Genomic DNA, 15,404 nt, shown 5'->3' on the forward strand with positions numbered 1-15,404 from the left:
ACCAACGACGTCCCCATCACATCACTGCCGTGCAGACCCTCGTCCTCGACATGAACCGCCTTGTCCGCACCCATCGACAACGCCTTGCGCAACGCGTCCCTGGCATCCTCCGGACCCACCGTCAGCACAGTGACCTCCGCCTCGTCCGCCTCGCCCGCGATCTGCAGCGCCTGCTCCACCGCGTACTCGTCCAGCTCCGACAGCAGACCATCCACATCGTCCCGGTCCACCGTCAGGTCATCGGCGAAATGCCGGTCGCCGGTGGCGTCGGGCACGTACTTCACACAGACAACGATCCTCAAGCTCACGCCGGCTCTCCTACTGCATCGTCATTTCCGGGGCTGCCTTGTTGCACGCAGCATAGGCGCCTGATGGGGCGGATTCCGGTCGGGGCGACCGACGCCCCGACCGGAAATATTACTAGCCAGTACACCCAGCGGCCCACCCATGGGCAAGCGCTCGGAACTGTGATCTGTCCAACGTGCGGCACCCATGTGCCGTCTGGGCGGGATCAGTCTCGCAGAGCGTTGAAACGGCCCTGGTGATAGAGCAGCGGACGGCCGCCTCCGGCCGGGTCGCCGACCACGGCCTGCGCGATGACGATCCGATGGTCCCCCGCCGGGACACGGGCGACCACCCGGCAGACCAGCCACGCGAGTACGCCGTCGAGTACCGGCACTCCTTCGGGCCCGCTGCGCCAATAGGTGGACGGGCCGAACCGGTCGGCACCGCTGCGGGCGAAAGTGGCGGCCAGCTCCTGCTGGTGCTCGCCGAGTACATGGACGCCGACGTGCTCGGCCTCGGCCAGGACCGGCCAGCTGGAGGACGAGGTGCCGACCCCGAAGGAGAGCAGCGGCGGCTCGGCGGCGACGGAGTTGAGCGAGGTGGCGGTGAAGCCGACCGGCCGGTCACCCGCGGCGGTGATCACGGCCACTCCGGCGGCGTGCTGCCGGAAGACGGAGCGGAGGAGTTCGGGGGAAGCCTGACGTGTGGTGCCGAGCTCGGGCGAAGCCGTCATGGAGATGTCCTTCTGCGGAAGAGGCGTACGGGGCCGTGGTTGCTCAGGCACCCGGACAGCGCGCACTCGCATGGCGGGCGAGATCCACGTGGACCCGGCCGTAGAGAAGGAGTTCCGGCGGCATAGCGTCAGACTGACGATGCGTGGTGGGTGCAGTCAAGGGTGTTCCGCAATGTGGGAGATGCGTCACGGTCCGTCACATCGCCTGCCCCAGCGCGGCGACCACGTCGACGGTGCGTGGCTGCCCGACCGCCCGGCGGACGATGCGGCCGGCCGCATCGAGGACCAGCACGGTCGGCGTCCGGCTGATCCCCAGCTCCCGTACGAGCGTGAGATGCGTCTCGGCGTCGATCTCCACATGGGCCACGCCGTCCACCATGCGCGCCACCTCGCCGAGCGTGCGCCGGGTCGCCCGGCAGGGCTGGCAGAACGCGGTGGAGAACTGCACGAGCGTTGCCCGCTCCCCCAGTTCGGCACCGAGCCCGGCCGCGTCCAGCGATCCCCCACGAGTCTGCCCGTCCACCCTCGTCCTCCTGTCAGAGCTCATCGCAAGAGGTCAGCGCCACCGGCCCGCGAGACATTCCCGGATGTTCCACGTGACGAGAATCTCGCGCCCCGAGCCCTCGGAGACTGGCCACCGCGTCGCGCATGGGGCACGATCGGCGCAATGCCGCAAACCTACGGCTGCGTAACTTCCGCCGGGAGAACCCTCCTCAGGCGCTGAAGAAGGGTCTTCCCCAGATGGCAGAACTCGTCTATCGGCCGGTCATCGGCGCCGCTCGTACGTTTTTCAAGGCGCTTGACCTGAAGATCGACACCCAGGGTTCCGAGCACATCCCGAAGACCGGTGGCGCGGTACTGGTGAGCAATCACATCAGCTATCTGGACTTCATCTTCACCGGGCTCGCGGCCCTGCCGCAGAAGCGGCTGGTCCGCTTCATGGCCAAGGAGTCGGTCTTCCGCCACAAGGTCTCGGGACCGCTGATGCGCGGCATGAAGCACATCCCCGTCGACCGCAAACAGGGTGAGGAGGCGTACGCGCACGCGCTCGCCTCGTTGCGCTCGGGCGAGATCGTCGGCGTGTTCCCCGAGGCCACCATCTCGGAGTCGTTCACGCTGAAGAGCTTCAAGTCGGGCGCCGCCCGGCTCGCCCAGGAGGCCGGAGTACCGCTGATCCCGATGGCGCTGTGGGGGACGCAGCGGCTGTGGACCAAGGGCCGGCCGCGCAATTTCAAGCGCAACCACGTGCCGGTGACGATCCGGGTCGGCGAGCCGGTGGAGGCGCCCACCGATCAGTACGCGGGCGCGATCACCCGGCGGCTGCGGGAGCGGGTCCAGGAGCTCCTGGAGGCGGCCCAGCGCGCCTATCCCGTGCGCCCGAAGGACGCGAGCGACACCTGGTGGGTGCCCGCCCACCTCGGCGGCACGGCCCCGACCCCCGCCGAGGTGCGGGAGAAGAGCTGACGCGGCCGAAACGTCACTCCGGGCGCCGGACGCACATCCGCGCCCCGGGGTGCGCTCTGCCCGCTCAGAGCGCCGTGGGAAGGGTGCGCCACAGCTGCGGGCGGTTCTCGGCGGACCTCAGACCGCGCAGCACCGCCGGGTGCGGAGCCGCGTGGAGGACCGGGTAGTCCACTTCGCCGAGTTCCGGGCGGACGGGCCACGCCAGCCGCTCCTCGTCGAGCGAGAATCGCGCGTCGACGCCCGGCTTGTTGCCGCGGGGGTCCTGGCGGTCCCAGCGGTCACGGCCGGGCAGCCGGACCGCGATCAGCCCGTGCACGGGACCGGGGCCCCCGTCGTCGGCGGCGAGCGCCTGGTAGCAGAGGGCGGTCGGAATGCCCGCCGCGCGCAGCAGGGCGGCCAGGGCATGGGACTTGGCATGACAGATGCCGTTGCGTGTCGCGAGGACGTCGGAGGCGCGCCAGGCGACGCGCATGTCGCCGGAATCGGCGGAGTGCGCGATGGTGTCGCGTACGAGGACATAGGCGGCGGCCGCGTATGCATATGCGTCGGCAGCGTCTTCCCGGAGTTCGGCGACGGTCTCCCGCACCAACGGATGCTCGTGGTCGATGGCCTCGTCGGCGACGAGGTAGGCGGAAAGCTCCGGGACCTGCTGGATCAGCTCCATGGTCGCCGAGCGTAGGTATGCGGCCGACCCGATGTCAATGACTTTCCGGTCGACCGCATATCTATTCAGTTCTGATTACTTCGCCATCTCTTCCTTCAGCGCGAGGACGAACGCGTCGACGTCGTCCTCCGTCGTGTCGAAGGCGCACATCCAGCGCACATCACCGGCCGCCTCGTCCCAGAAGTAGAAGCGGAAGCGCTTCTGCAGCCGCTCGCTCACCTCGTGCGGCAACCGGGCGAAGACGGCATTGGCCTGGACGGGGTGGAGGATCTCCACGCCGTCCACCGCGCGCACGCCCTCGGCGAGCCGCTGGGCCATCGCGTTGGCATGGCGGGCGTTGCGCAGCCAGAGATCTCCGGCGAGCAGCGCCTCCAGCTGTACGGAGACGAAACGCATCTTCGACGCGAGCTGCATCGACAGCTTGCGCAGATGCTTCATGGCGCGGACGGCGTCCGGGTTCAGGACGACCACGGCCTCGCCGAAGATCGCTCCGTTCTTCGTGCCGCCGAAGGACAGGACATCGACGCCGACGGTGTTGGTGAACGTACGCATCGGTACGTCCAGCGACGCCGCGGCGTTGGCTATCCGGGCCCCGTCCAGATGGACCTTCATCCCGTGTCCGTGGGCGTGCTCGCAGATGGCGCGGATCTCGTCGGGGGTGTAGACGGTGCCCAGCTCGGTGTTCTGGGTGATCGAGACGACCTGCGGCATGGCCCGGTGCTCGTCGTCCCAGCCGTACGCCTGCCGGTCGATGAGCTCGGGGGTGAGCTTGCCGTCCGGGGTGGGCACGGTGAGCAGCTTGAGGCCGCCCACCCGCTCCGGGGCGCCGCCCTCGTCCACGTTGATGTGGGCCGACTCGGCACAGATCACGGCACCCCAGCGGTCGGTCATCGCCTGGAGGGAGACGACGTTGGCGCCGGTTCCGTTGAACACCGGGAAGGCTTCGGCGGTGGGGCCGAAGTGACTGTGCATGACGCGCTGGAGGTGCTCGGTGTACTCGTCCTCGCCGTAGGCGATCTGGTGACCGCCGTTGGCGAGGGCGAGTGCCGCGAGGATCTCCGGGTGCGTGCCCGCGTAGTTGTCGCTGGCGAAGCCGCGGAGCTGCGGGTCGTGGCGGCGCCGCGCGTCGGTCCTTACGGTTGCGGGGTCAGCCACAGGCGCTTTCCGTTCACTTCCGGGGCGGGCCGGTCCCAGACGCCGGCGATGGCATCGGCCAGTTCCTTGACGTCGGTGAAGCCCGCGAATTTCGCATTCGGGCGCTCGGCGCGCATCGCGTCGTGCACCAGTGCCTTGACGACCAGGATCGCAGCCGCCGTCCTCGGCCCTTCGTCGCCCCCCGCCTTGCGGAACGCGTCCGCCAGCGCGAGCGTCCAGGCCTCCGCCGCCGCCTTCGACGCGGCGTAGGCCGCGTTTCCGGCGGTGGGCTTGCTCGCCCCGGCCGCGCTGATCAGCACATAGCGCCCCCGGTCGCTGCGCTGCAGCCCCTCCTGGAAGGCCAGCGAGGTGTGCTGGACCGTACGGATCAGCAGCTTCTCCAGCAGGTTCCAGTCGGCGAGGTCGGTCTCGGCGAAGCTCGCGCTGCCGCGCCAGCCGCCGACGAGGTGGACCAGGCCGTCGATCCGGCCGAATTCCTTCTCGGTCCTGTCCGCCCATTCACGGGCGGCGTCGAGGTCCAGCAGATCGACCGTGTCACCGGTCACGGTGGCGCCGCCGTGGGCGTAGCGCGCGGCGTCGACCGCCTCGGCCAGACGGGCGGCGTCCGCGTCGGAGGCGACGACCGTCGCACCGGCCTCGGCGAGCCTCATCAGTGTGGCCCGGCCGGCCGGGCCCGCGGCCCCGGCCACCGCGACCACGGCACCTTCGAGAGCACCGCTCCCATTGCCCCTGCCGTTTGCGTTCATGGCCACCGCCTCCTCGGACCGGGCGCTCACGCGGCTGCCTGCTCGGCACCCGCGGCGGTGATCCCCTTGGTCGAGGCGATCACGTTCTTCAGTTTCTTGGACAGCGCCTCATAGAACATGCTCAGGGGAAACTCGTCCGGAAGCACGTCGTCGACGAGCTTACGCGGCGGCTGCGACAGGTCCAGGGCGTCCGGGCCCTTGGCCCAGCGGGAGCCCGGGTGCGGGGCGAGGTAGGTCGAGACCAGGTCGTACGCGGCGAACCAGTGGACGAGCTTGGGACGGTCGATGCCGTCACGGTAGAGCTTCTCGATCTCGGCGCAGAGCTGGTTGGTGATCTGCGGGGCCCGGTCCCAGTCGATCTTCAGCGTGTTGTCGGTCCAGCGGACCACGTCGTGCTTGTGGAGGTACGCGAAGAGCAGCTGGCCGCCGAGGCCGTCGTAGTTGCGGACGCGCTCGCCGGTGACGGGGAAGCGGAACATCCGGTCGAACAGCACGGCGTACTGCACGTCACGGCCCTGGGCGAAGCCGTCGGCCTCCAGCTTCACGGCCTCCTTGAAGGCGGTGAGGTCGCAGCGGAGCTCTTCGAGGCCGTACATCCAGAACGGCTGGCGCTGCTTGATCATGAAGGGGTCGAAGGGCAGGTCGCCATGGCTGTGCGTCCGGTCGTGGACCATGTCCCAGAGCACGAAGGCCTGCTCGCAGCGCTGCTGGTCGGCCACCATGTCGCGGATGTCGCCGGGCAGCTCGACGCCGAGCAGCTCGACCGAGGCCTCGGTGACCCGGCGGAAGCGGGCCGCCTCGCGGTCGCAGAAGATGCCGCCCCAGCTGAAGCGCTCGGGGGCCTCGCGCACGGCGATGGTCTCCGGGAAGAGCACGGCGGAGTTGGTGTCGTAACCCGAGGTGAAGTCCTCGAAGGTGATGCCGCAGAACAGCGGGTTGTCGTAGCGGGTCGCTTCGAGCTCGGCCAGCCACTCGGGCCAGACCATCCGCAGCACGACCGCTTCGAGGTTGCGGTCCGGGTTGCCGTTCTGCGTGTACATCGCGAAAACAACCAGGTGCTGCAGCCCGTCGGCGCGGTCCCTGGCCGGCTGGAAGGCGAGCAGTGAGTCGAGGAAGTCCGGCACACCGAAGCCGTCCGCGGCCCAGCGGCGCAGGTCCACGGCGAGGGCGCGGTGGTACGCGGCGTCGTGCGGCAGCAGCGGGGAGAGCTCCTCCACCGCCGCGATCACGCGGTCGAGCATCGACCGGGCGGCCTCGGGGGACGGCGCACCCTCGGCCTCGAAGTCGATGGAACCGTCCTTCGACTGCCAGGGGCGGATCTCCTCCACGGCATTCCTGAGTACGGGCCAGGCAGGGTGATCGACCACCCGCTGGTCCGTGGCTATGCCGCCCGCAGTGGCGTCCTGCACAAGAATTTCCGTCATAACACTTCCTTCACAGGAGAACCTCGCGTTAAGCAACCGTATCCATGTGCAGTTCCTTGAGACAAGTGGGCCTCAGAAAATTATCCTGCCGCCCCCCATGGTCACAGCGATTCTTCCTGTGCGTGCCGTTCTCGGCAGACACTTCCGTCGGCCGCGTGCATGCCGCGGGTGTCCACCCTCCGTCTCTCCCCCGGCACCGTTAGGCTGCCGGATCGCCGTATGCCGTAGCGCCTCGTGGGTAGGAGCCGCGCGCGGGAAGACGCCGTCGACGGAAGCGGGTTGCCTTGTCTTTTCTCACCATCGGACATCGCGGAGTGATGGGTGTCGAGCCGGAGAACACCCTGCGCTCGTTCGTCCACGCCGAACGGGCCGGAATGGACGCGATCGAACTGGACCTTCATCTGAGCAAGGACGGCGCACTGGCCGTCATGCACGACGCCGACGTGGACCGTACGACGGACGGCACGGGGCCGATCAACGAGAAGACCCTGTCCGAACTGCGGGAACTCGATGCCGGACAGGGTGAGCGGGTGCCGGTCTTCGAGGAGGTGCTCGACGCCGTACGGTCCCCCGTGCAGGCCGAGATCAAGGACGCGGCCGCGGCCCGCGCGCTGGCCGAAGTGATGCTGCGGCGCGGTCTCACCGACCGGGTCGAGGTGTCCTCGTTCCATGACGAGGCGGTGGCCGAGATCGCCCGGCTGGTGCCGGGGGTACGGACCGTGCTCATCGCCAGTCGCTGGCAGGGCGATGTGGTGGACCGGGCGAAGGCGGTGGGCGCGGCCACGCTGGCGCTGAACATCCGCCGACTCACCCTGGAGGTGACCGAACAGGCACATGCCGAGGGGCTGAAGGTGATCGGCTGGGTGGTGAACACCCAGGACCATCTGCGGCTGGCGCGCGCCCTGCGGCTGGACGGCGCGACCACCGACTACCCGGAGATCCGCCGCGCCGGCCGCTTCACCGCCTGATCGGGGAGGGGCCCGTAGCCCTCCCTCGGCTCAGACCAGGTCCTTGACCAGCAGTTCGAAGGCGAGGTCGTCGCGCTGCGGAATACCGAAGCGCTCGTCGCCGTACGGGAACGGGCTGAGCTTTCCCGTACGGCGGTAGCCGCGCCGCTCGTACCAGGCGATCAGCTCCTCGCGCACCGAGATGACGGTCATGTGCATCTCACGCACGCCCCAGCTCTCCCGCACGGTGCGCTCGGCCTCGGCGATGATCACCTTGCCGAGCCCGGCCCCCTGGAGTCCGGGACGGACCGCGAACATGCCGAAGTAGGCGGCGTCGCCGCGGTGTTCGAGCTGGCAGCAGGCGGCGAGCTCGCCGTCGCACTCCACCACGAGCAGCCGGCTGCCGGGCGCCTCGACGACCTGCCGCACACCGGCCGGGTCCGTCCGCTGCCCCTGCAGGATGTCCGCCTCGGTGGTCCATCCGGCCCGGCTGGAGTCCCCGCGGTACGCCGACTCGATCAGCGTCACCAGCGCGGGCACATCGGCGTCGGCGGCGTCGCGGAAGGTCAGCTGTCCCGGGTCCTGGGCGGGGGCTGTGTCCATGGCGGTGGCTCTCCGTTTCTGTCCTGTGGCCGTGCCGGAGCAGCGTAACCCGGCTGCCCGAACTAGATTCGGGCGCATGGTTCATGTGCTGAGCAGCCGGATCCTGTTGCACCCGGCCGACCCCGAACGCTCGCGGATCTTCTACGGGGAATCCCTCGGGCTGCCCGTCTACCGGGAGTTCGGCACCGGCCCCGAGCGGGGCACCGTCTACTTCCTCGGCGGAGGCTTCCTGGAGGTGTCCGGACGCGCCGACGGACCGCCGGTGCCCGGCCTGGAACTGTGGATGCAGGTGGCGGACGTGCGGGCGGCGCACGAGGAGCTGTCGGCCCGCGGCGTCGACGTGCTGCGGGAGCCGCTGCGCGAGCCCTGGGGCCTGGTCGAGATGTGGATCCACGATCCGGACGGGCACCGGATCGTCATGGTGGAAGTACCGGCGGACCACCCGCTGCGGTATCGCCCCTGAAGCTCTGCGTCCAACGGCTTCGCCGCGCGCAGTCGACGAGCACGGGCAGGGCCTTCTCCAGGCCGCCGTCCCGGTCGGCGAACGGGAGCCGCACGTGGTGGCGGAAGCCGTCCACGGCGGAGAAGGCCGGGCCGGGGACGATCAGTACGCCCGCGCGGCGGGCCAGCTGCGCGGTGGCCTCGGCGTCGGCGCCGGGGATCTCCACCCAGAGCGCGGAGCCCCCGTCGGGCCGCTCCCATCGCCAGCCGGTGTGCTGGTCGCGCAGGAGCCGTTCGGTCTCCGTCAGGCGTTCGCGCAGCCGGGAGCGGCGCAGGGCCCGGGCCTCGGGCAGTCGCCGGAGCAGCTTCACGGCCAGCATCTGGTCCACCACCGGGCAGGACAGGTCCACGGACTTCTTGATGTCGGCCAGGCGGCGGATGACGGTGGTGGAGGCGCGGATCCAGCCCAGCCGGAGGCCGCCCCAGAAGAGCTTGGAGAGGGTACCGACGGTGGCCGTGGCGGCGGGCGGCAGCAGGCCGGCCAGGGAGACCGGCGCGGCGTCGTGGTGCAGGGACAGTTCGGCGTAGGCGTTGTCCTCCACCGTGTACAGCCCCTGTTCGGCCAGCACGGCGGCCCAGGCCTGGCGGGTGGGCTCGTCCATGCCCAGTCCGGTGGGGTTGTGGAGGGACGGCTGCAGGTAGACGAGGCGCGGGCGGACATGTCCGGCCAGCCGGGCCAGTGCACGGGCGCCGTCGGCCCCGCCGGCGGGCAGCGGGACCAGCCGGGCGCCACGGCCGCGCAGTGCTTCGAGGGCTCCCCGGTAGGTCGGGTCCTCCACGATCACCGTGTCACCGGGCTCGACCAGGCCCTGGGTGATCAGCCAGAGGGCCTGCTGGGATCCGGCGGTCACCAGGATCTGTTCGGCAGAGGTCGGCAGGCCCGCGCAGCGGTGGTACTCGGCGATCCCCTCGCGAAGCTCGGGCAGCCCGTACGGGAGGTAGCCGTCGCCGGCCAGTGCGGCGGTGAGGTCCTCGGCGGACAGCTCGCCGGCCGCCGCCGCGACCGCGGACAGGCCGTCCAGCGCGCCGCTGGACAGATCGATGCCGCCGTCCCTGGTACCGAAGCTGGCCAGCCGTCCCTCGGTCGCGGGTTCACCCACCGAGCCCGAGCCCCGCAGCCGGGAGCCGCTGCCCTGCCGGCTCTCCAGCCACCCCTCGGCCTCCAGCAGACCGTACGCGGCGGTCACCGTACTGCGGCTGACCCCCAGCGCCGTCGCCAGGACGCGCTGCGAGGGGAGCACCGTGCCCGGTGCCACGTCTCCGCGCTCCGCCAGTTCGCGCAGCGCCTGAGCCAGCAGTTGCGGCATCGCGCCCGTGCCGTCCTTGGACCACCCGGTCAGCAGGCGGGACAGCCGGGTGGCAGGAATCCGGTCCATGCCCCCCATCATCGCCCGCCGCAGGCCAATTGCCGTCAAGTGGTCTTTGCCGCCCTCCGACGGCTCGCACATGATCGGGAGAACGCCGTTGCAAAGGAGCAGGAACATGGCGACCGTGGTGCTCGTCGGGACGCTGGACACCAAGGGGGCGGAGTACGCGTGGCTCTCGGCGCGGCTCCGTGAATCGGGATGCGACGTGGTGCTCGTCGATGCCGGGGTGATGCCGTCACCCGTCGGCAGTCCCGCGGGTGACATCGACGCCGCGGCCGTCGCACGTAGAGCCGGGCACGGCCTGGAGGCACTGCGCGCCGCCGGGGACCGTGGTGCGGCGGTGACGGCCATGGCCGAGGGCGTCGAGCGGATCGTCGGTGATCTGCACCGGGAGGGACAGCTGCACGCGGTGCTGGCCGTGGCCGGGAGCGGCGGGTCCTTCATCGCCGCGCGCGCCATGCAGGCGCTTCCCATCGGCGTTCCGAAGGTGCTGGTGTCCACCATGGCCGGCGGGGACGTGTCGCCGTACGTGGGCAGCAGTGACATCACCATGATGTACAGCGTGGTCGACGTGGCGGGGATCAACTCCGTGTCGTCCCGGATCCTGGGCAACGCGGCGGCCGCGGCGGCCGGCATGGCCGTCCACCACGAGCAGAGCCTGAAGCGGCCGGAACCCCAGGGGCGTCCGCTGATCGGCGCCAGCATGTTCGGCGTCACCACGCCCGCGGTCGACGCCGCCCGCCGTCGGCTGGACGAGCTGGGCTACGAGGTCCTGGTCTTCCACGCCACGGGAGCGGGCGGGCGGGCGCTGGAGAAGCTCGCCTCGGGCGGATTCCTCGCCGGTGTCCTGGACCTGACGACCACCGAACTCGCGGACGAACTGGTCGGCGGCGTGCTGAGCGCCGGGCCCGACCGGCTCACCGCGGCGGGCCGGGCGGGCCTGCCACAGGTGGTCGCGCCCGGCGCACTGGACATGGTGAACTTCGGCCCCGCCGACACCGTCCCGGAGCGCTTCGCGGACCGTCACCTCCTCGTGCACAACCCCACCGTCACCCTGATGCGCACCACTCCCGACGAGATGGCCGGACTCGGTGCATCCATGGGGCGGAAGCTGGCCTCGGCGCACGGCCCGACGGCGGTGCTCTGGCCGCTGGGCGGTGTCTCCGCCGTGGACGCCCCGGGCGGCCCGTTCCACGACCCGGAGGCGGACGCGGCCGGGCTGGCGTCACTGCGCACGGCCCTGCGGGGCAGCCCCGTCGATCTGCGTGAGATCGGCGCCCATCTCAACGACCCGTCGTTCGCCGTCGCCGCCGCCGACCACCTCCACCAGCTGATCACCACCCGGAGCCGTTCGCACCCGGACGTCTGAGCGCTCGGAGCCCGGGCCGCGAGAACACACCCACCGAACAGGAGCCCATCAGTGAACCGCAAGGAAGCCCTGGCCCGCCTGACCGAGCAGGTCAGGACCGGCCGGGCCGTCATCGGCGCGGGCGCAGGCACCGGCCTGTCCGCCAAGTGCGCGGAGGCCGGCGGCGTCGACCTGCTGATCATCTACAACTCGGGCCGGTACCGGATGGCCGGCCGGGGCTCGCTGGCGGGCCTGCTGCCCTACGGCGACGCCAACGCCATCGTGCTCGACATGGCGGGCGAGGTCCTCCCCGTGGTGCGGGACGTCCCCGTGCTCGCCGGTGTGTGCGGGACCGACCCGTTCCGGATCATGGGCAACTTCCTCGACCAGCTGAAGGCCATCGGCTTCACCGGCGTACAGAACTTCCCCACCGTCGGGCTGTACGACGGCAAGTTCCGCGAGAACCTCGAAGAGACCGGCATGGGCTTCGGCCTGGAGATCGACATGATCCGCCAGGCCCACGAACGCGATCTGCTGACCGCGCCCTACGTGTTCGACCCCGACCAGGCCGCCGACATGGCGCGGGCGGGTGCCGATGTACTCGTCCCGCACGTCGGGCTGACCACCAAGGGTTCCATCGGTGCCTCGACCGCGCTCACGCTCGATCAGGCCGCCACCGCCGTGCAGGAGATGCACGACGCGGCCAAGCGCGTCAATCCCGACATCGTCGTGCTGTGCCACGGCGGGCCGATAGCCGAACCCGAGGACGCCCGCCACGTCCTGGAGCACACCTCCGGGATCGCCGGCTTCTTCGGCGCCTCGTCCATGGAACGGCTGCCCACGGAGCGCGCCATCACCGAGCAGGCACGCGCCTTCAAGTCCCTCACGCTCGGCTGACAGGGGGCGGAGAGCACAGCGCGCGGTGGGAACACTCCCTCCGCGCGCTCCCCTTGTACTTCAGTGCGCCGCGTACGACGGTCCCCGTCCGGGCATCGATCTGGAGCGTGCGGCAATTGGGGGTGGTGCGCTGTGCACGGACCGGCGGTGTCGGGCTGGCTACTGATGGCGTTGTGCGCGATCACGGGTGCGTACTGCCTGTTGCGCACCCGCAGCGAGACCGGGGAGGGGCGCAGAACGGCACGTGCGGAGGCCCTGATGGGCTTCGGCATGGCCGCCATGGCGGTGCCTGCGGCCGTCGTGCCGCCCCCCGCGTGGGCATGGGCGGTGTACGCGGCGCTGTTCGGCGCGGCTTCACTGCGGGCGCTGTGGTTCTCCCGGCGCAGTGGGCACCATCTGCACCACCTGGTCGGCTCCGCGGCGATGGTCTACATGGCGCTCACCATGGCACCGGGCGGCGCGGCACACGGCGGGCACACGGGCCACGGGGTCACGGCGACGGCGGGGGGTGTACCCCTGCTGACCGGACTGCTGCTGGCCTATTACGCGGTGTACGTACTGCGGTCGGGTGCCCGGTTGATACCCGTGGCCGCCGACGGTGCGGTGACGGCCGGCGGCGGTGGCCCTGCCGGGGGCTCCTGGGCTGCGCGGCCCGAGCTGGCGCTCGCCTGCCGGCTGACGATGGGGATGGCCATGTTCGCGATGCTGCTCACCTTGTGAGACAGCCGGCCGGGCAAACCGTGGTGTGCGTCACTTGACGTGCACAGCCGTATCCGCGGGCGCCGCGCCCCTCATAGGCTGACGCCATGTTGGTCTCCCTCGCACTGCTGCTGCTCGGTGCACTGGCCGCCGTCCTGACCCCACGGCTGATGGCCAGGGCACGGTGGCCGGAGCGCGAGCCCGTGGTGGCGCTCTGGGTGTGGCAGTGCGTGGTGGCCGGGGTGCTGGTCTCCTTCGCGCTCTCCATGACGTTCAGCGCGGCCGCCGCCTGGCAGGCGGTGCGCGGCCATGTGTTCGCCCCGGCGCCACGCGCGGTGGTGGAGGCGTACGCACTGGGCGGGCACGGGCGGTGGTCGGCCGCCATGGCCGTGCTGCTGGCGCTCGGCGGGGTGTGGTCGGCGGTGATGCTGACCCGGGAGATCCACCGGGCCCGGGTACGTCGCAGGCAGCGGCGCGCCGAACTGCTGGTACGTGCCCCGTTGCTGCCCGGCGAGGAGCCGGGCAGCGGCCGTCTCGTCGTGCTGGAGGGGGAGCGTCCGGATGCCTGGTGGCTGCCGGGTGCCGCGCCCCAACTGGTCATCACCACCACGGCACTCCGGCGCCTGAAGGGCCGTCAGCTGGATGCGGTGCTGGCCCATGAGCAGGGGCACGCGAAGGCGCGGCACGACTGGCTGCTGCACTGTTCCGGCGCGCTCGCGACCGGGTTCCCGCAGGTGCCGGTTTTCGCGGCCTTCCGCGACGAGATGCACCGGCTGGTCGAACTGGCCGCGGACGATGTGGCGTCCAAGCGTTTCGGACGGCTGACGATCGCCCTGGCCCTGGTGGAACTCAACGAGGACCGGGGCGTGTTCGGCCCCTGCCCGGCGCCGGACGCGCAGCTTCCGCTGAGGGTGAACCGGCTGCTGACCCCGGCGGACCGGCTCACCGCGGGCCGTCGGCTCCGGCTGACCGCGGCGGCCGCGCTGGTGCCGGTGGTTCCGCTTCTGGTGGCCCTCATTCCGGGACTCAGTGCGCTGCGATAGCCAACGGCGGCAGCCGTCCGGGAAGATCACCCCATGCCGTCCCCGCAGCTCTCCCCGCCCACGCGTCCCCGCTCCCGTGTCACACCCTTCGGGGCGGGTACGGTCTGTGCGCTTCTCGCACTGACCGTGCTGGTCCTCGTCGCGGTGCGCTGGTCGCCGCTGATGACGCTGGACCGTGATGTCGCCACCGCCCTGCACCGCAGGGCGGTGGCCGAACCCGGCCTGGTGCACGTCAACCGGATCCTGACCGACTGGGCCTGGGATCCGTGGACCATGCGCGCCCTGATCGCGGTGGCCGTGGTGGTGCTCTGGTGGCGCGGGGCGCGGGTGCTCGCGGTGTGGGTGGCGGCGACGAGCGTGCTGGCCGCCTTGGTTCAGCAGGGGCTGAAGTCGGCGGTCGGCCGGGAGCGGCCGCACTGGCCCGACCCGGTGGACTCCGCCCATTACGCGGCGTTCCCCTCGGGTCACGCGATGACGGCGACGGTGAGCCTCGGTCTGCTGCTCTGGCTGCTGCGACGGTACGGGGCCGGGCCCCGGCTGTGGTGGACCGCGCTGGTCGTGGCGTGCGTCTCGGTCGTCGGGGTGGGCCTGACCCGGCTCTACCTGGGGGTGCACTGGTTGAGCGACGTACTGGGCGGCTGGCTGTTCGGGGCGGCCCTGGTGGCCCTCTCGATCGACGGATTCGCCCGGTACGAGCGGCGCGGCGGGCGGCGCCGTCCCCGCAGTTCCTGAACCGTCCCGGTAAGGCCCCGTCCCGCCGTGCCCGTACCGGGACCGGCCCCGCCTTGCCCCGGTGTCCCCGCGCGGGGAAGGATCGCAGCCATGCAGATCAAGGGTGTGCTCTTCGACTTCTCCGGGACCCTCTTCCGGATCGAGCCGGTCCGGTCCTGGTTGCGTGCGGCCCTCGCCGAGCGGGGGGTGACGGTCGGCGAGGCCGACTTCGAGCGGTACGCGAGCGAGCTGGAGGACGCCGGGGCCCTGCCGGGCGGCCCGTCCCCCCGGCACGTCCCCGCCCGGCTCGCCGCCGCGTACGCCACCCGTGACGAGAGCGCCGAACTGCACCGGGAGGCGTACACCGGACTGGCCAGGCAGGTGGAGCTGCCGGATCCCGGGCTGTACGACGCGCTGTACGAGCGGCACCGGGCACCCGCCGCCTGGCGGCCCTACCCGGACGCGGCGGAGGTGCTCGGCGCGCTGCACGACGGCGGCACCCGGATCGGGGTGGTCAGCAACATCGGCTGGGACCTGCGGCCGGTCTTCCGGGCGCACGGCCTGGACCACCTGGTCGATGCCTATGTGCTGTCGTACGAGCACGGCGTGCAGAAGCCGGACGCACAGCTCTTCCACACGGCCTGCACATTTCTCGGGCTGGATCCGGCGGATGTGGTGATGGTCGGCGACGACCGGCACGCGGACGGCGGGGCCGCCGCATTGGGCTGTGACGTGCGGTTCGTGCAGCATCTGCCCGTGGAGGAGCGGCCCGACGGACTGCGGACGCTCGAACTGGTGCAGGGCGTTGCCTGACAGA

The 15,404-nt window shown here is 71.1% G+C and carries 17 protein-coding genes and 1 pseudogene; 9 read left to right on the forward strand and 9 right to left on the reverse strand.

The window, feature by feature from the left end; all coding sequences use genetic code 11:
* The 3 genes and pseudogenes from AB0D53_RS32985 to AB0D53_RS32995 form a co-directional block, all read right to left on the reverse strand.
* Nucleotides 1-308, reverse strand: a pseudogene (locus tag AB0D53_RS32985) (electron transfer flavoprotein subunit beta); the annotation flags it as partial.
* Between the two features lie 203 nt (nt 309-511).
* Entirely contained in the window at nt 512-1,018 is a 507-nt protein-coding gene (locus AB0D53_RS32990) for a flavin reductase family protein (RefSeq protein WP_362452880.1), read from the reverse strand.
* Nucleotides 1,019-1,214: 196 nt separating this feature from the next.
* On the reverse strand, nt 1,215-1,541 hold the full coding sequence (locus AB0D53_RS32995) for a thioredoxin family protein (RefSeq protein WP_362452882.1): 327 nt from the start codon (nt 1,539-1,541) through the stop codon (nt 1,215-1,217).
* 218 nt (nt 1,542-1,759) lie between these two features.
* On the opposite strand from AB0D53_RS32995, the gene AB0D53_RS33000 reads away from it, so the two are divergent.
* A complete protein-coding gene (locus tag AB0D53_RS33000; RefSeq protein ID WP_362452883.1) occupies nt 1,760-2,482 on the forward strand; it encodes a lysophospholipid acyltransferase family protein in 723 nt (240 codons plus the stop codon).
* Between the two features lie 64 nt (nt 2,483-2,546).
* On the opposite strand, the gene AB0D53_RS33005 is transcribed toward AB0D53_RS33000, so the two are convergent.
* From AB0D53_RS33005 to AB0D53_RS33020, 4 genes are all read right to left on the reverse strand, one after another.
* On the reverse strand, nt 2,547-3,146 hold the full coding sequence (locus tag AB0D53_RS33005) for a transglutaminase domain-containing protein (protein ID WP_362452885.1): 600 nt from the start codon (nt 3,144-3,146) through the stop codon (nt 2,547-2,549).
* 75 nt (nt 3,147-3,221) lie between these two features.
* The gene (locus AB0D53_RS33010) at nt 3,222-4,301 is read right to left on the reverse strand and encodes a low specificity L-threonine aldolase (RefSeq protein ID WP_362452886.1); all 1,080 of its coding nucleotides are present in this window, start codon (nt 4,299-4,301) and stop codon (nt 3,222-3,224) included.
* Entirely contained in the window at nt 4,280-5,047 is a 768-nt protein-coding gene (locus tag AB0D53_RS33015) for an SDR family NAD(P)-dependent oxidoreductase (protein WP_362452887.1), read from the reverse strand. The genes AB0D53_RS33010 and AB0D53_RS33015 overlap by 22 nt, the downstream gene beginning before the upstream one ends.
* A gap of 26 nt (nt 5,048-5,073) precedes the next feature.
* Nucleotides 5,074-6,471, reverse strand: coding sequence for a DUF6421 family protein (locus tag AB0D53_RS33020; RefSeq protein ID WP_362452889.1), 1,398 nt, complete (start codon nt 6,469-6,471; stop codon nt 5,074-5,076).
* A gap of 317 nt (nt 6,472-6,788) precedes the next feature.
* Here AB0D53_RS33020 and AB0D53_RS33025 point away from each other — a divergent pair, with 317 nt between their 5' ends.
* Nucleotides 6,789-7,439 (forward strand): glycerophosphodiester phosphodiesterase family protein, encoded by a 651-nt coding sequence (locus AB0D53_RS33025; protein ID WP_362453002.1) that lies wholly within the window; start codon nt 6,789-6,791, stop codon nt 7,437-7,439.
* A gap of 30 nt (nt 7,440-7,469) precedes the next feature.
* Here the strand turns inward: AB0D53_RS33025 and AB0D53_RS33030 are convergent, their stop codons facing one another.
* Nucleotides 7,470-8,021, reverse strand: coding sequence for a GNAT family N-acetyltransferase (locus AB0D53_RS33030; RefSeq protein WP_362452891.1), 552 nt, complete (start codon nt 8,019-8,021; stop codon nt 7,470-7,472).
* A 76-nt stretch (nt 8,022-8,097) separates the two neighbouring features.
* On the opposite strand from AB0D53_RS33030, the gene AB0D53_RS33035 reads away from it, so the two are divergent.
* Complete coding sequence (locus tag AB0D53_RS33035; protein ID WP_362452893.1) at nt 8,098-8,484, forward strand: VOC family protein; 387 nt, start codon at nt 8,098-8,100, stop codon at nt 8,482-8,484.
* On the opposite strand, the gene AB0D53_RS33040 is transcribed toward AB0D53_RS33035, so the two are convergent.
* Nucleotides 8,438-9,898 carry a PLP-dependent aminotransferase family protein gene (locus AB0D53_RS33040; protein WP_362452894.1) on the reverse strand — a complete coding sequence of 487 codons (1,461 nt, stop codon included), beginning with the start codon at nt 9,896-9,898 and terminating at the stop codon, nt 8,438-8,440. The genes AB0D53_RS33035 and AB0D53_RS33040 overlap by 47 nt on opposite strands.
* Nucleotides 9,899-10,004: 106 nt before the next feature.
* Here AB0D53_RS33040 and AB0D53_RS33045 point away from each other — a divergent pair, with 106 nt between their 5' ends.
* The 6 genes from AB0D53_RS33045 (at nt 10,005) to AB0D53_RS33070 (ending at nt 15,400) form a co-directional block, all read left to right on the forward strand.
* Nucleotides 10,005-11,258 (forward strand): Tm-1-like ATP-binding domain-containing protein, encoded by a 1,254-nt coding sequence (locus AB0D53_RS33045; protein WP_362452895.1) that lies wholly within the window; start codon nt 10,005-10,007, stop codon nt 11,256-11,258.
* Between the two features lie 51 nt (nt 11,259-11,309).
* Nucleotides 11,310-12,134 carry a phosphoenolpyruvate hydrolase family protein gene (locus AB0D53_RS33050; RefSeq protein ID WP_329820648.1) on the forward strand — a complete coding sequence of 275 codons (825 nt, stop codon included), beginning with the start codon at nt 11,310-11,312 and terminating at the stop codon, nt 12,132-12,134.
* A 132-nt stretch (nt 12,135-12,266) separates the two neighbouring features.
* On the forward strand, nt 12,267-12,854 hold the full coding sequence (locus AB0D53_RS33055; protein WP_362452896.1) for a DUF5134 domain-containing protein: 588 nt from the start codon (nt 12,267-12,269) through the stop codon (nt 12,852-12,854).
* An 86-nt stretch (nt 12,855-12,940) separates the two neighbouring features.
* Entirely contained in the window at nt 12,941-13,876 is a 936-nt protein-coding gene (locus tag AB0D53_RS33060) for a M56 family metallopeptidase (protein ID WP_362452897.1), read from the forward strand.
* Between the two features lie 33 nt (nt 13,877-13,909).
* Entirely contained in the window at nt 13,910-14,608 is a 699-nt protein-coding gene (locus tag AB0D53_RS33065; protein WP_362452898.1) for a phosphatase PAP2 family protein, read from the forward strand.
* A 90-nt stretch (nt 14,609-14,698) separates the two neighbouring features.
* Complete coding sequence (locus tag AB0D53_RS33070) at nt 14,699-15,400, forward strand: HAD-IA family hydrolase (RefSeq protein ID WP_362452899.1); 702 nt, start codon at nt 14,699-14,701, stop codon at nt 15,398-15,400.
* The last annotated feature ends 4 nt before the right edge of the window (nt 15,401-15,404 follow it).

The organism is Streptomyces sp. NPDC048295, from assembly GCF_040652135.1.
Lineage (GTDB): Bacteria > Actinomycetota > Actinomycetes > Streptomycetales > Streptomycetaceae > Streptomyces.

Bases quoted from the DNA above. Each gene is read 5' to 3' on its own strand.
- AB0D53_RS33035 (WP_362452893.1), top strand. From the start codon at position 8,098: ATGGTTCATGTGCTGAGCAGCCGGATCCTGTTGCACCCGGCCGACCCC.
- AB0D53_RS33000 (WP_362452883.1), top strand. From the start codon at position 1,760: ATGGCAGAACTCGTCTATCGGCCGGTCATCGGCGCCGCTCGTACGTTT.
- AB0D53_RS33045 (WP_362452895.1), top strand. From the start codon at position 10,005: ATGGCGACCGTGGTGCTCGTCGGGACGCTGGACACCAAGGGGGCGGAG.
- AB0D53_RS33065 (WP_362452898.1), top strand. From the start codon at position 13,910: ATGCCGTCCCCGCAGCTCTCCCCGCCCACGCGTCCCCGCTCCCGTGTC.
- AB0D53_RS32990 (WP_362452880.1), bottom strand. From the start codon at position 1,018: ATGACGGCTTCGCCCGAGCTCGGCACCACACGTCAGGCTTCCCCCGAA.
- AB0D53_RS33060 (WP_362452897.1), top strand. From the start codon at position 12,941: ATGTTGGTCTCCCTCGCACTGCTGCTGCTCGGTGCACTGGCCGCCGTC.
- AB0D53_RS33070 (WP_362452899.1), top strand. From the start codon at position 14,699: ATGCAGATCAAGGGTGTGCTCTTCGACTTCTCCGGGACCCTCTTCCGG.
- AB0D53_RS33015 (WP_362452887.1), bottom strand. From the start codon at position 5,047: ATGAACGCAAACGGCAGGGGCAATGGGAGCGGTGCTCTCGAAGGTGCC.
- AB0D53_RS33025 (WP_362453002.1), top strand. From the start codon at position 6,789: ATGGGTGTCGAGCCGGAGAACACCCTGCGCTCGTTCGTCCACGCCGAA.
- AB0D53_RS33030 (WP_362452891.1), bottom strand. From the start codon at position 8,021: ATGGACACAGCCCCCGCCCAGGACCCGGGACAGCTGACCTTCCGCGAC.
- AB0D53_RS33040 (WP_362452894.1), bottom strand. From the start codon at position 9,898: ATGGACCGGATTCCTGCCACCCGGCTGTCCCGCCTGCTGACCGGGTGG.
- AB0D53_RS33005 (WP_362452885.1), bottom strand. From the start codon at position 3,146: ATGGAGCTGATCCAGCAGGTCCCGGAGCTTTCCGCCTACCTCGTCGCC.
- AB0D53_RS33020 (WP_362452889.1), bottom strand. From the start codon at position 6,471: ATGACGGAAATTCTTGTGCAGGACGCCACTGCGGGCGGCATAGCCACG.